This is a genomic window from Rhizobium sp. NPDC090275 (genome assembly GCF_044772225.1).
GTDB lineage: Bacteria > Pseudomonadota > Alphaproteobacteria > Rhizobiales > Rhizobiaceae > Rhizobium.
In genome coordinates, this window is the sequence record NZ_JBIVYL010000013.1 from 138,960 (window position 1) to 153,183 (window position 14,224).

12 protein-coding genes are annotated in these 14,224 nt (G+C 61.3%); 9 read left to right on the top strand and 3 right to left on the bottom strand.

Annotated elements, in window-relative coordinates; translation table 11 throughout:
• Window positions 1–108 precede the first annotated feature (108 nt).
• From ACIQUB_RS27120 to ACIQUB_RS27155, 8 genes are all read left to right on the top strand, one after another.
• Window positions 109–1,086 (top strand): AAA family ATPase, encoded by a 978-nt coding sequence (locus ACIQUB_RS27120; RefSeq protein WP_402934043.1) that lies wholly within the window; start codon window positions 109–111, stop codon window positions 1,084–1,086.
• Window positions 1,083–2,036: a DUF58 domain-containing protein gene (locus ACIQUB_RS27125; protein WP_402934045.1), complete on the top strand. Its 954-nt coding sequence runs from the start codon at window positions 1,083–1,085 to the stop codon at window positions 2,034–2,036. The genes ACIQUB_RS27120 and ACIQUB_RS27125 overlap by 4 nt, the downstream gene beginning before the upstream one ends.
• Complete coding sequence (locus ACIQUB_RS27130) at window positions 2,036–2,542, top strand: DUF4381 domain-containing protein (protein ID WP_402934047.1); 507 nt, start codon at window positions 2,036–2,038, stop codon at window positions 2,540–2,542. Before ACIQUB_RS27125 ends, ACIQUB_RS27130 begins: the two co-directional genes overlap by 1 nt.
• Entirely contained in the window at window positions 2,529–3,518 is a 990-nt protein-coding gene (locus ACIQUB_RS27135; RefSeq protein ID WP_402934050.1) for a vWA domain-containing protein, read from the top strand. The genes ACIQUB_RS27130 and ACIQUB_RS27135 overlap by 14 nt, the downstream gene beginning before the upstream one ends.
• Window positions 3,515–5,068 carry a VWA domain-containing protein gene (locus ACIQUB_RS27140; protein WP_402934053.1) on the top strand — a complete coding sequence of 518 codons (1,554 nt, stop codon included), beginning with the start codon at window positions 3,515–3,517 and terminating at the stop codon, window positions 5,066–5,068. Before ACIQUB_RS27135 ends, ACIQUB_RS27140 begins: the two co-directional genes overlap by 4 nt.
• A complete protein-coding gene (locus ACIQUB_RS27145) occupies window positions 4,987–6,387 on the top strand; it encodes a hypothetical protein (RefSeq protein WP_402934056.1) in 1,401 nt (466 codons plus the stop codon). The genes ACIQUB_RS27140 and ACIQUB_RS27145 overlap by 82 nt, the downstream gene beginning before the upstream one ends.
• 197 nt (window positions 6,388–6,584) lie before the next feature.
• Entirely contained in the window at window positions 6,585–8,249 is a 1,665-nt protein-coding gene (locus ACIQUB_RS27150) for an arylsulfatase (protein ID WP_402934059.1), read from the top strand.
• 209 nt (window positions 8,250–8,458) lie between these two features.
• Window positions 8,459–9,913, top strand: a complete 1,455-nt coding sequence (locus ACIQUB_RS27155) for a transglycosylase SLT domain-containing protein (RefSeq protein WP_402934062.1) — start codon at window positions 8,459–8,461, stop codon at window positions 9,911–9,913.
• Between the two features lie 72 nt (window positions 9,914–9,985).
• Here ACIQUB_RS27155 and otnC read toward each other — a convergent pair whose 3' ends face one another.
• The 3 genes from otnC to ACIQUB_RS27170 are packed head-to-tail and all read right to left on the bottom strand — an operon-like array spanning window position 9,986 to window position 12,927.
• Window positions 9,986–10,630, bottom strand: a complete 645-nt coding sequence (gene otnC / locus ACIQUB_RS27160) for a 3-oxo-tetronate 4-phosphate decarboxylase (protein WP_402934065.1) — start codon at window positions 10,628–10,630, stop codon at window positions 9,986–9,988.
• Window positions 10,630–11,892: a 3-oxo-tetronate kinase gene (gene otnK, locus ACIQUB_RS27165; RefSeq protein ID WP_402934202.1), complete on the bottom strand. Its 1,263-nt coding sequence runs from the start codon at window positions 11,890–11,892 to the stop codon at window positions 10,630–10,632. The genes otnC and otnK overlap by 1 nt, the downstream gene beginning before the upstream one ends.
• A gap of 30 nt (window positions 11,893–11,922) precedes the next feature.
• Window positions 11,923–12,927: a LacI family DNA-binding transcriptional regulator gene (locus ACIQUB_RS27170; RefSeq protein ID WP_402934068.1), complete on the bottom strand. Its 1,005-nt coding sequence runs from the start codon at window positions 12,925–12,927 to the stop codon at window positions 11,923–11,925.
• A 189-nt stretch (window positions 12,928–13,116) separates the two neighbouring features.
• Between ACIQUB_RS27170 and ACIQUB_RS27175 the strand changes: the two genes are divergently transcribed.
• On the top strand, window positions 13,117–14,214 hold the full coding sequence (locus tag ACIQUB_RS27175) for a sugar ABC transporter substrate-binding protein (RefSeq protein ID WP_402934071.1): 1,098 nt from the start codon (window positions 13,117–13,119) through the stop codon (window positions 14,212–14,214).
• Window positions 14,215–14,224 lie beyond the last annotated feature (10 nt).

The following is a 14,224-nucleotide window of genomic DNA, read 5'->3' on the forward strand; positions in this document are numbered from 1 at the left end:
CGGCGGTAGGTGCGCACATGTACGAACATGTTCACGGCTTGCCGGGGTGTGGACCGGTACCTAGCTTACCGGAGACAAGGCTGACCGGGCAGCGGCGGAGGAACAAAAGTGGCGGCACGTGAGGATATTCTTGACCTGGGAAAGCGTGTCGGTCAGTCGATCATCGGCCAGGACGCGATGGTCGAGCGACTGCTGCTTGGTCTGCTCGCCAATGGCCATCTGCTCGTCGAGGGCCTGCCCGGGCTTGCAAAGACCAGAGCCATCAAAAGCCTGGCGAAGAACCCCGATTCGGAATTGTCGCGTGTCCAGTTCACCCCCGATCTGCTGCCCGCCGACATCACCGGTTCCGAGATCTATTTTTCCGAGGGCGGGAAGGGCGAGTTCAAATTTCAGCAGGGGCCTATCTTCGCGAACCTGATCCTCGCCGACGAGATCAACCGCGCGCCCGCCAAGGTGCAATCGGCGCTGCTTGAGGCGATGGAAGAGCGGCAGGTGACCGTCGGGGGCAAAAGCTATCCTCTTCCCGATCTCTTCATGGTGATGGCGACGCAGAACCCGATCGAGCAGGAGGGCACGTATCCGCTTCCCGAAGCACAGCTCGACCGCTTCCTCATGCATGTCGAGGTCGGCTATCCCGACGAGACGTCGGAAGGGGCGATCATGCGTCTCAACCGCGACGAAGAGAACGCCTCTCACGACAAGAAGCCGCATTCGACGATCGTGCGGCTCGATCCCCAGTCTATCTTCGATGCGCGCAAGGAGATCGGTGCGGTCACCGTGTCCGAGCCTGTCGAAAAATACATTGTCTCTCTCGTGATCGCCACGCGCTACCCGGATCGCTACGACAAGGACCTTGCCAAGCAGCTGCAGGTCGGCGTCAGCCCGCGCGGAGTGATCGGGCTCGACAAGGTGTCGCGTGCCTACGCCTGGCTGCAGGGACGCGACTATGTGACGCCTGACGACGTCAAGGCGGTGGCGAACGATGTCTTCCGACATCGCCTCATTCTGTCCTACGAGGCCCATGCTTCCAGCACCACGGCAGACCAGGTCATCGATCGCATCGTCGAGCTGGTGGCCGTCTCATGAGCGGCGAGCGGGACGGCGAGGTTGGCGTCCATGTGACGACACAGCAGCTGGTCGCGCTCGAGGGGCGTGCGCGAGACCTTACCTTTGTCCAGAAGGCGCGCAGTCACCAGCAGTTGGCCGGGCGCATGCAATCGGCCATGCGAGGCCGTGGTCTCGTCTTCGAGGAGCTGCGCGAGTACCTTCCCGGCGACGATGTGCGGTCGATCGACTGGCGCGTCACGGCACGCACCAGCAGGCCTGTCGTCAGGGTTTACGGCGAGGAGAAGGAGCGCCCCGCCATTCTCGTCGTCGATCAGCGCATCAACATGTTCTTCGGAAGCCGGCTGGCGATGAAATCGGTCGCGGCGGCGCAGGCCGCGATGCTGACGGCTTGGCGCATTCTGGGTTCCGGTGATCGCGTCGGCGGTTTTGTGTTCGACGACCAGACCATCAGCGACGTGAAGCCGCATCGCAGCCGAAATGCGGTGATCGCTTTCGCCGACAGGATCGCCAGCCTGAACGGCGGACTGAATGCGACCTACGTGGTTCCCCCGTCGCCGGCTGCGCTCGATGAGGTGCTGCACCGGGTGGCCGAGATCGCCCAGCATGATTTTCTTGTCGTCGTGGTCAGTGACTTCGACGGCCACAGCGAGACGACGCGCCAGATGCTGCTGCAACTCTCCTCGCGAAACGACGTCGTCTGTCTGCTTGTCTATGATCCCTTCCTGCTCGAATTGCCGTCCTCCGGTGACATTGTCGTCAGCGGTGGAACGTTGCAGGCCGAGTTGCCGCTGGGCCAGCCAGCGGTGCGCCGGTCCATCGACAAGTTCGCCAAGGACCGTGGCGACGAACTTCGCGCCTGGCAGCGTCAACTCGGGCTACCGATGCTTCCGATCTCCGCGGCCGAGGAGGTCGCGCCTCAATTGCGGAGCCTGCTGGAGCAATCCGCCTGGCGGCAACGGAGGCGGTGATGGAAGAGGAGGCTCGACCGGATCCGATCACCGAGGCTGCCCTTCGTTCTCTCAAGGACATCGCAGTCCTGCAGCCCGTCTCCTGGATGCCGCAGACCTGGGGGTGGCTCGCTCTGGCGCTGATCCTGCTGGCGGCAATCCTGCTCTGCGGGTTGCTTGCCTACAAGCGCTGGCGCCGCAATGCCTATCGTCGCGAGGCGCTGCGGCTTCTCGACGAGATCGCGGGCGATCTCGGAAACGGCCAAACGCGCGCTGGAGCAAGCGCGCGGCTCGCGGAATTGCTCAAGCGAACGGCGCTGGCGGCGTGGCCACGCAAGACGATCGCGGCGGTCTCGGGTGACGAATGGGTCAGGTTTCTGAGCTCTCGTGGCGAAATCGGCGACGCCTTGAAACGCTATCTCGATGATCTCGAATATCGCGGCGGCGCGATACCGGGCGCCGATGTCACGGATGATCTCCTGCGCGATGCGCGGCGCTGGATCGAGAGGCATCATGTATCAGCTTGATATGCCATGGGCGCTGCTGCTTCTGCCTCTTCCGCTGCTGGTCTGGTGGCTGGTGCCGGCGCATCGCGAGACCGCGGCGTCGGTCCGGCTGGCTTTCTTCGATCAGGTCGCCCGTGCTGCCGGTGTCGAGCCCACGGTTGGCTCAGTGGTGCCCAGACGGTCCCGGGCGCAAATAGTCATCGATGTCCTCGTCTGGTGTCTCATCGTCGTCGCCCTGGCGCGTCCGCAATATGTCGAGCCGCCATTGGAGAAGACCGAGCCGCAGCGCGACATTCTCCTGGCACTCGACCTCTCGCAGTCGATGGACACCCGCGATTTCGTGGCGCCCGACGGAGCATTGAAGGCGCGTGTCGATGCGGTGAGGACCGTCGTCGCGGACTTCGTCGCCAAGCGCCCCGGCGATCGCATCGGCCTGATTGCGTTCGGCGATGCTCCTTACCCCCTGGCACCGTTCACGATGGACCATGCGCTGGTCGAGACATTGGTCGAGGGGCTGCTTCCCGGCATCGCCGGGCCGCGAACGGCGCTGGGTGATACGCTCGGTCTCGGCATTCGCATGTTCGAAAAGACCACGGTGCCCGAGAAGGTGATGATCCTTCTGACTGATGGCAACGACACGGCAAGCAAGATGCCGCCGCTCAAGGCGGCGGATATCGCCAGGACCAAAAGCATCCTCATTCATGCGGTAGGGATCGGCAACCCGGGCGCGACGGGCGAGGACAAACTCGATACGCCGTCCCTGCAGAAGATCGCCGAGACCACCGGCGGGCGCTATTTCTTCGGCGGTGACCAGAAGCAGCTGCAGGATATCTATGACGAGCTCGACCGGATCACGCCACAAGATCAGAAGCAGCTTTCCTGGCGGCCGCGCATCGAGCTCTTCCACTGGCCTCTCGGCGCAGCGGTGGCGATTGCCTTCGCGTGGTACGGCTTGACCGGCATGCTTGGCCTCATCCGCAGGAGGGCCAGCGCGTGATTGCGGACTTTCACTTCCTCCGTCCACTGTGGCTCCTTGCCCTTGTCGCGCCGCCCATCATCATCTGGATGGCATCGCGGGCGGGGGATACCCGCAACCGCTGGAAAGGATTGATCGCGCCGCACCTGCTCGATAGCCTGATCGTTCAGCCGGATCGCAGGCATCGCTATGCGCCTGCCTGGGTTCTCGCCGCGCTGCTTGCGCTCGCGACGCTTGGCGTCGCCGGGCCGACCTGGAAACGCGAGGCGCCGCCGTTCGTCGCCGATACCGCCTCGCTGGTGATTGCCGTCGATCTTTCTCCGACGATGGATGCGATCGACATTTCTCCAAGCCGAATCGAGCGGGTCAAGCTGAAGATCGATGACCTGCTTGCGGCGCGCAACGGGGCGCGGACCGCCGTGATTGCCTATTCCGGAACCGCCCATCTCGTCGTGCCGCTCACCGACGATGCGGAACTGATCGAGACCTACACCGATGCACTGGCGACCGGCATCATGCCGAAGCCCGGCAGGGACACCGTGGCCGCACTGAAGCTGGCCGACGACCTCCTGAAACGGGATGGAACCTCGGGGACGATCGCGCTTCTCACGGAAGGCATCGAACCGGCGGCTGCCGCGGGCGCCAAGCAGATCGGCAGCGCCATCGTCGTTCTCGGTATCGGCACGTCGGAGGGTGGCGTGGTGAAGCAGGCCGACGGCAGCTTTCTCGACAGTGCCGGCGGCGCTCGACTGACGGCCAAACTTGATGTCGATGCCCTGAAAAAGTTCGGCAGCGATACCGGCGCGGATGTCGCGACCATCACCCAGGATGACACAGATATTCAATGGCTGGTGCAGCGTGTCCGAACCAATTTCGTCCAGCAAACGGCGACGCAGGGCGATCGCTGGCACGACCTCGGCTGGTGGCTGATCGCTCCTGCGGCGCTGTTGTCGGCGCTTTCATTCCGGCGCGGCTGGCTTGTCAGGTTGTCCGTAGTCTTCCTCGCCATTCATGTCCTCTCACCAACATCGGCTTCCGCCTTCGATTTCGCCGACATGTGGCTGACGCCGGACCAGCAGGGGCGCCAAGCCTACCAGAAGAGCGACTATCCGACGGCCGCCGACCATTTTCGCGATCCGATGTGGAAAGGCACGGCCCTCTATCGCGCCGCCCGCTACCAGGATGCGCTCGACGCCTTTGCGTCCGTCGACACGCCGGAGAGCTGGTACAATCAGGGCAACGCGTTGCTGCATCTGGGTAAACTCAAAGAGGCGGTCGCCGCCTACACCAAGGCATTGGAGCAACGAACGGGATGGCCCGACGCCACCACGAACCTGGCGATCGCCCAACAACTGCTGAAGCAACAACAGGATGCGGAGCAAGAGCAGGAACAGGATCCGAACCAGAAACCCGACAGCATTCAGTTCGATGACAAGGGTAAGAAGGGCAAGGCCGGCGAAATGGCGGTTGCCGAGCAGACTTCGGAAATGTGGATGAAGAACATCCAGGTCAGTCCCGCCGACCTCATGGCCAGGAAATTCGCGATCGAGGCCGAAGGAGCGCAGCCGTGAGAAAGGCAATCCTCTTCGCCGCTTTGCTTTCCGTCCCCTCATTCGCACATGGTGCCGAACCTTTCGCGCGAACAACTGTGGAGGGGAAAGGCGGGGTCGTTGCCGGCCAGCAGGTCCTTGTCGATGTGGATGTTTACGTCCCCGACTTCTTCACGTCGCCACCGCAGTTTCCGCTTTTCGATCTTCCCAATGCTCTGGTCACGCTTCCAGACGAGCGCTCGCAAAACCTCACTGAAACGATCGACGGCGTGCAATATACCGGCATCCGCAAGACGTATGCGATCGTCCCCCAGGTTTCCGGCGCCTACACATTGCCGGCGTTTGGCATCGAGTTCGGCCGTACCTTCGACGGCAAGCAAACGAAGGCGACGGTGAATGCGCCGGCGGTGTCCTTCAATGTCGAGGGGGTGGTGGGGCAGGGGCAGCAGGTCACGTTCGCGGCAAGCAATCTTGTGGTCGAGCAGTCGTTCGATCCCGACGCCCGCTCCATGAAGGTCGGGGATGCGCTGACCCGAACGATATCGATCACCGCGCAAGATACCCAGGCGATGATGATACCGCCGCTGGACCCGGGAAACACAGCCGGGCTTCACCGATATGAAAACGCACCCGCCATCCAGGATGGTATCGCCCTTGGGCGCAACACGGCCAGCCGGCGAACCGAAACATTTGTCTATACGGCAGAGAGGGAAGGGGCGTTTGTCTTGCCGGAGGTATCCTACAGCTGGTTCGACGTCTTGAGCCACGAGAGCAAATCCGCCTCGTTGCCCGCGATGACGATCAACGTATCGGCTGCCTTGAGCCCCGCTGCCGAAATCAAGCCGGTACTCGAGGATGCGCCCCGCCCGCTCCCCTATGTCCAGCGCCAGAAGGCGGCGGTCGCCATCGTGCTTTTTCTTGCGGTCTTGGGAGTGTTCTGGATCGGCTACCGGGCCTTGCCCGCGATCAGGTCACGGATCGAGCGTGCTCGGGAGAGACGCCGCTCGTCCTACAGCCATCGTCTCAAGGGGCTGCGAAAGACGATCCTGACCGCGCCTGAAATGGAGGTCTACAACGCCCTTCAGCAATGGAGCCGCCACTTGGGCTTCCGCACGCTTGACATGTGGGCGCGGGCAGGTTCCGCTGGGTTGCTGTCCGAAGTGGAGGTGCTTTCGCGAAGGCTCTTCAAACGGGAAGGCGGCAATTTCGATCGCAAGGCTCTGGCGTCCGCCGTCGATGTCAGGAAAACGGCTGGTGTTGCCAATCAGAGCAGCCTTCCGCCGCTGAACCCGGAACACGGCTACAGTACGAACGGTACGAACCTCTCGCGCGATATCTAAAGCGAAGCTACCGTCTTGGTTGTCAGGCCTGCCTCGATCTCCGTGGCAAACAAGAGCCGACACCGATCAAGCTTAACGCATGACCTGCACGTCGCAATGTGTCGGAGTTTTACGCTCGATTTAACGCAACGTCCTTTTGCGGATGCGAGAAGTCGCGCTGTCTATCCTGGCACGGTTCCAATCGAGGAGACTACCAGATGGATAATACCGAAAGTGGCAACCGCGATTCCCAATCGGCATCCGTGAGCCGCCGCAACCTTCTGCTTGGCGGAAGTTCTCTTGCCGTAACCGCTCTGGCGGCTGCTTCCATGGGGAACACTGCCAGCGCTCAAGCACAACAGGCCGCCCAGCCGCAGTCGGGGACGACAGGCAAGAAGCCGAACATCCTCGTCATCTTCGGCGACGATATCGGCATCCCGCAGATCAGCGCCTACACGATGGGGCTGATGGGCTATCGGACACCCAATATCGATCGTATCGCCAAGGAGGGCGCGATCTTTACCGACTCCTATGGCCAGCAGAGCTGCACGGCCGGACGAGCCTCCTTCATTCTCGGCCAGGAACCGTTCCGCACCGGCCTCCTGACCATCGGCATGCCGGGCGATCCGCACGGAATCCAGGACTGGATGCCGACGATCGCCGACGTCATGAAAACGCAAGGTTACGCGACGGGCCAGTTCGGCAAGAACCATCTCGGCGACCAGGACCAGCACCTGCCGACCAAGCATGGCTTCGACGAGTTCTTCGGCAACCTCTATCACCTCAATGCGGAAGAGGAGCCGGAAGGCTACTTCTACCCGAAGGATCCAGCGTTCCGCCGGCAGTTCGGGCCGCGCGGCGTGATCAAGTCCAGCGCGGACGGAAAGATTGAAGATACCGGCGCGCTCAATACCAAGCGCATGGAGACCATCGACGAAGAGTTTCTGGCTGCGGCAAAGAACTTCATCGATCGCCAGGCGAAGGCGGAAAAGCCCTTCTTCTGCTGGTTCAACTCGACGCGAATGCACGTCTTCACGCATCTGAAGGCGGATTCGCTCGGCAAGACCGGCAAGGGTATCCACGCTGACGGCATGGTCGAACATGATGGCCATGTCGGCCAGTTGCTCGACCAGCTTGATCAGCTCGGCATCGCCGACAATACGATCGTCCTCTACACCACCGACAACGGCGCCGAGCTGGCACTGTGGCCGGACGGCGCACAGACCATGTTCCATGGTGAGAAGGGGACGACCTGGGAAGGCGGCTTCCGAATTCCAATGATGATCCGCTGGCCAGGCGTCGTAAAGCCGGGCACCGAGGTCAACGACATCGTGACGCTCATGGACTGGATGCCGACATTCGCAAGCGCGGCAGGCGTGTCGGATATCAAGGAGCAAATGAAGTCGGGCTTCAAATCCGGAACAAAGGATTTCAAGGTCCATCTTGATGGATATGACCTGATGCCGCTCTTGAAAGGCGAGGTGCAAAGCGGACCTCGCGACTCGGTCTATTATTTCGACCAGGGCGGCAATCTGAACGCCATTCGCTGGAACGACTGGAAACTGGCGTTCGCGGTCAACAGCGAGGGCAATATCGCCACCGCTACCCGCGAGATCCCGAGCTGGGCCAATATCTTCAATCTTCGTATGGATCCCTATGAAAGGGGCCTCAAAGAGGGTGGGGGCGCGATGGAGTTCCTTGCCCGCAACATGTGGCTGCTGGTTCCCGTTCAGGCGAAGATCAAGGATTTCTTCTCCGACTTTGACCAGTTCCCATATCAGGAAGGCAGCTCGCTGAACGCGAGCGGCATCAACTACACCCTGCTTCGCCAGCAGGCGGCCCTGAAGCGGCTGAACGAGCTAGAGCGGCTCGCACCACAGTAACATCAGACGCTGCAGACGCAGGGAGACCGGCTTCCTGCGTCTGCACTTGTTACACCGCGTTTTACCGTTGCGTACTTACAGCGCGATGATTTTCCTGTTTCGCTTGCCAGTGAGGCGGGCTGGCTTCCCGCAGGCGCTGGCCGGCGCCATCGGTACATTGGTGATCCCCGGTCGAAGCGACGCGCTTAATCGTTGCAGGAGAGGCAGTGATGGCAATACACAGTGGTTGGTTGCTGATACTTGGCCTTGTCGGTCCGATTGGCCTGCCGGGGCTTGGCCAGGCCGAGACGCCGACACCTGCCGCAAAGCCTGCCCTGATCGAGAAGCACGTCATCGATCTCCAGGCGATGAAGGAGCGCCGCATCGTTCGGGTGCTCGTGCCGTTCAGCAAGACGGTCTATTTCATCGACAAGGGGCGCCAGTTTGGCACGGCGGTCGAATTCGGGCGGGAGCTGGAGAAGGTCCTGAACAAGGACCGGAAGAAGCAGATCGATCTCATCACCATCGTCTTCGTGCCCATGCCGCGCGACAGGCTGCTGCCGGCGCTCAACGAAGGTCTTGGCGATATCGTCATGGCCAACCTCACCGTCACCGGCGATCGTTTGAAGGAGGTCGATTTCACCGACCCACTTTACAGCGATGCGCAGGAGGTCGTTGTCGCCGCGCCCGGAAGTCCAGCGCTGGAGAGCATCGACGACCTCTCGGGCAAGCATGTCGCCGTCCGGCCATCGAGCAGCTATCACGAGCATCTTCTGGGGAAGAACAAGGAACTGGCGGCCGCCGGCAAACCGGAGATCGTCATCGATGCCATGGACGAGAGCCTGGAGGACGAAGACCTGATGGAGATGGTCAATGCCGACCTTCTGCCCTTCACCATCGTCGATGGCTACAAGGCCGATATCTGGTCGCATGTCTTTTCTGACATGAAGGTACGCGATGATGTCGTCTTGTCGTCTGAAGGGAAGATCGCCTGGGCCATCCGCAAGAGCAGCCCCGAGCTGATGGCGGAACTGAATGCCTTCGTGGCAACCCACAAGGTGGGCACCACCTTCGGCAACATTTTGCGCAACAGCTACTTCAAGCAGGACAAGATCGTCAAGCGCGCCTATTCGCCCTCGGACGTTGAGCGCTTCCAGACGCTCATCGAAATCTTCCGCAAATACGGCGACACCTACACGTTCGACTATCTGATGCTGATGGCCCAGGGATACCAGGAATCGCAACTCGATCAGTCCCGGCGGTCACCGCGCGGGGCGGTCGGCATCATGCAGATGCTGCCATCGACGGCCAAGGACAAGGTGATCGGCATCAGCGGCATCGACAAGGACCCGGATCGCAATGTCGAGGCCGGCGCCAAATATCTGCGCCACCTGATCAAGACATATATCGATGACGAGGCCCTATCACCGAAGGACCGCCAACTTTTCGCCTTCGCGGCCTACAATGCCGGCCCCGGCAACCTCCGGAAATTTCGGGAGAAAGCGAGGACGATGGGGCTCGATCCCAATGTCTGGTTCGGGAACGTCGAAAACGGTGCCGCGGCGATCGTTGGACGCGAGACGGTGCAATATGTCAGCAACATCTACAAATATTACGTCGCCTACTCGCTGCTCGTCGATCGGATGCGTGAGCGAAAGCAGGTGGGATTGCCGCAGGCGGATTAGCTATCCTTCGGGACCTGTGTTGCAGCAATGGGCTCGCGTGGCGCGACAATTCCGCGCTTTCGCCCGCGCAGACTATAGCCGAGACAACAGCTCAGCTTTTTGAGCCGACGTAAGCGGTCTGATTTTATGTGGGCGCAGCAAGAGGTGCAGTTTCGCAGTTTCCTCAAGCTCCTCGGTCGCGTATTGGGCTTCGCGCAACGTCTTGCCCGCGACAACTGGGCCATGGTTGGCAAGAAGTACTGCGTGGCTGTCCTTTGCCTTTCCCGCGACGGCCGCGGCGAGGGCGGGATCGCCCGGCGGGAAATATTCGACAAGCGGAAGCTTGCCGACACGCATGACGTAGTAGGCGGTCAGAGGCGGCAAAACGTCGGTCGGATCTACATCGTCAAGTATGCTGACGGCCACGGCATAGGTGGAATGCAGGTGAACGACCGCGCCGCTCATCTTCTGCTGGCAGTACATGCATTGGTGCAGGAACGCTTCCTTGGTGGGTTTGTCGCCGTCCACGTGGACGCCCTCGGCCGTAAAGCGGGAGAGGCGTGCCGGATCGAGATTGCCAAGCGAAGCGTTTGTCGGCGTCATGAGAATTTCGCCACTGGCAAGCCGCGCGCTGATATTGCCCGTCGAGCCGAAGGTCAGCGACCGATCGAACAGGGACTGTCCGACACCGGCGATCTCGTCCCGCAATTTTGTCTCTTCCGAAATGATCGCCGTCATCACACCAAATCCCATGCTCGCAAGAAGAAGTCTTCGCCGCCGAAGTTCCCGGATTTAAGCGCAAGCGCCAGCGGTTGCTGAAGTCCGACGCTCACGGTCCACGGAACACCCGGGTCAATCTCCGGGCCAATGAACAAGGCTTGCACGCCTAGCCGGTTGACGACAGCGCCGGAGGTTTCGCCACCGGCCACGAGAAAGCGGCAATAGCCCTGGCTTGTCAGCCGTAAAGCGACATCCGCCAGTAGCTCCTCCACCAATTCGCCAGCCCGGTCGCGCCCAAGCGCCTGCTGCGCGCGCTTGACGTCCTCTGGCTCGGAGCTGGAATAGACGAGTGGGATGGCGCCGGTGGTGGATGCCACCCAATCGACGACCTTATCCGCGGTGGTTCGGCCGGCCGCGATGTCCAGCGGATCGAGCTTCAGCGCCGGCGTCCCGGCCCTGATTGCGACCGACACCTGCCGGCGGGTGGCCGTCGAGCAGGACCCGGCAAGGATCACGGCCTTGCCCTGCGGCGCAGTGAATCCGCTTTCGGCGCGGTTGGCGCTGAGCTTGCCGGCGCGACGGAAGTTCTCGGGCAGACCGATCGCGATGCCGGAGCCACCCGTGATCAAACGCATACCGGCTGCCGCCTGTCCGATCGCGCGCAGATCGTCGTCGGTGATGGCGTCGATAATGACGATCTCTTCGCCTCGATCGGCCGCATATTCAAAAGCGGTGCCAATTGCTTTGATGCCTCTGCCCACGACGTCTCGGGTGACCAGTCCCACCTTGAGCGCCGTCTGCTTCTGTAGCACGCGAACGAGATTTGAATCTGTCATTGGTGTCAGCGGATGGTCCTTCATCGGGCTATCGGACAAAAGCATGTCGCCAACGAACAGATGGCCGCGATAGACGGTTCGACCATTGGCGGGGAAGGCTGGACACGCGAGCGTGAGTGCGCCGCCCAGTTCCGCGTGCAGGGCTTCTGCGACCGGGCCAATATTGCCTTCAGGCGTGGAATCGAAGGTCGAGCAATATTTGAAGAAGATCTGCTCGGCGCCGGCCCCAATCAGCCGGCGGCAGGCATCGAGCGATAGCGCCACTGCTTCCGGCGAAGGGATCGTTCTCGATTTCAGCGCAACGACCACAGCCTCGGCGTCTCCATAGTCGAAATCGGCCGGCGGGATGCCGACCACCTGTACCGTTCGCATGCCCTCTCTAGACAGAGAGAGAGCAAGGTCCGTCGCTCCTGTCAAATCGTCCGCCACCGCGCCCAACAGCATGTCCACTCACTCCCCAAAAGACAGAAATTTCTAGGCCGTTGCGCCTTCGATAATATCGAAGCCGGTATCGACCACCACGCGCTCCTCGGGCCGGGTCGGACTCTCCAGCAGCTTCTCGACCGCCGTCTTGCCGATCAGGAACCGATTGGATCTTATGGTCGAAAGGGGCATTGGAAGCACTTGGCCGATGTCGAGGCCGTTGAAGCCGAAAAGGGCAAGCTGTTTGCGCACGACAATGCCGGCCGCAAGGCAATGGAAGAAGCCGCCAACGGCCATGTCGTCGTTGGAAAAGACGACCGCGTCGATATCGGGTGCGTTTGCCAGCAATGTCGCTAGTGTGTCACGGCCCGCCATCGTCGAACTCGGGCCGTCGAAGCGTTCCTCGGCCTGCAACGTCAAACAGGCTTCCGACAGGGCCTTGCATAGGCCTTCATATCGCAGCCGGGCGCGCCGGTCTGCTGCCCAGTCATGGCCTACATAGCCGAAGCGCCGGTAACCGCGTTCGATCAGGTGGCGCCCGGTCGCGTATCCGGCTTGGCGGTGAGACAGGCCGACAGCCACGTCGATGGGCTCTGCATCGATATCCATCAACTCGGCCACGCGAACACGGCTATTGCTCAGCATGCGCCGCGTCGTATCCGTGTGGTCGAAGCCGGTTGTGATAACCGCCGCCGGCTGCCATGCGAGCAACGAGGACAGAATATCCTGTTCCTTGTCCGCATCGTAATTCGTCACGCCGACCATCGGTTGGTAAGCGGTGGTGGCAAGGGCCGCATGGATCCCCTGCAGCACTTCCGGAAAGACGATGTTGGACAGCGATGGCAGGAGAACGCCGATCAGCAGGGAGCCGGACGAGGCAAGCGATCCTGCCGCGCGGTTGGGTACATAGCCCAGCGTATCGATTGCCTTGGCGACGCGGCTACGCGTCTCGTCGGCGATCGGCCCCTTGTTGCGGATGACGCGTGATACCGTGTTTTCGCTGACGCCTGCGAGCTTCGCCACGTGCGCTAGGGTCGGAACTTCATATTGCGTCACAAGGTCCTCCCTTTCGCGGCAATGCACTGAGTGTTGTTCATTATCTCAGCGCTAACATATTTCGCTTGAAGATTGCTAGAGGATGTGCTTACTATTTTTATGTTAGCGCTGAGATAGTGCTTTTGGGAGCTGCTTTAAGGTTTTCGGGAGGAAAATACCGTGAGGAATAATAGGAGAGCCATCGTTGCGATGGCGGCGTCACTGTGCGCATTCACTGCCCTGTCTGGGGCTTGGTCCGCGGCACATGCGGAAGACACATTTCGGCCGGAGTGCTTCTCGCCGGCGCCCGACAACAAGAAGGTTGTCCGCTACGACAAGCGCGAGGGGCCGTACAAAATCGCCTTCGTAAACGGGTTCGCCGGCAATGACTGGCGCGTGACGGCCATTCAGGGTGCCAAGGCCTGGGCTGCGCGTCCGGAAAACAAGGCCAAGCTCGCCGAGTTCACGGTCGTTTCCGTCGGTAACGACAGCGCCGCGCAGATCGCCGCGATCGATAACTTTATCGCCGCCGGCTACGACGGCATCAGCTTCATCGCGGTCAATCCGACGGCCTTCAAGGCTGTTATCAAGCGCGCCGCGCAGGCCGGCACCGTGCTGGTACCGTTCGATAACGTGCTTGATGCCGACGAGATCGTTCAGGTCAACGAAAACCAGTTCGAACTCGGCAAGATGAAGGCGCAGGCCGTGGTCGATGCCATCAAGAAGGCCAAGGGCAAGGTCGAAGGCAGCGTGCTCGAAGTTTCCGGTCTTCCCGGCAACGCGACGGACCGCGACAATCACGATGGCATGCGGTCTGTTCTCGACAAGGAAGCGGGCCTGAAGGTCGTTCAGGTCGTCGGAAACTGGGATGCCGGTACTGTGCAGAAGGTGACCGCGGACGCGATCGCGACGAACGGTCAGTTCGACGGGGTGATGGTGCAGGAAGGTTCGATCGGCGCCCTTAACGCCATGAAGAACGCCAATCACCCGGTCGTTCCCTTCGGCGGTGACGCCGGCAACGGCACGCGACGCCTGCTTGCCGAAGGCAAGTACCCTGGTGTCACGGCCGCTCAGGCTCCGGTGATGTCTGCAGTTTCGCTGGAAGCGATCGTCTCGCTTCTTGAGGGCAATGCCCTGCCGCAGAAGATATTCCTGCCGATCCCGAGCAAGGACAATGCCGAGCTGAAGGAAGGCACGGACTTTTTCCCCAAATTGCCGGACACCTTCTACACGACGACGGGCTACCCGAATTGCTTCCCGGTCTTCACGCCGGACGAGCTTCTCGGCCAGAAGCCGGATAACACCTGATCGAGGAAGG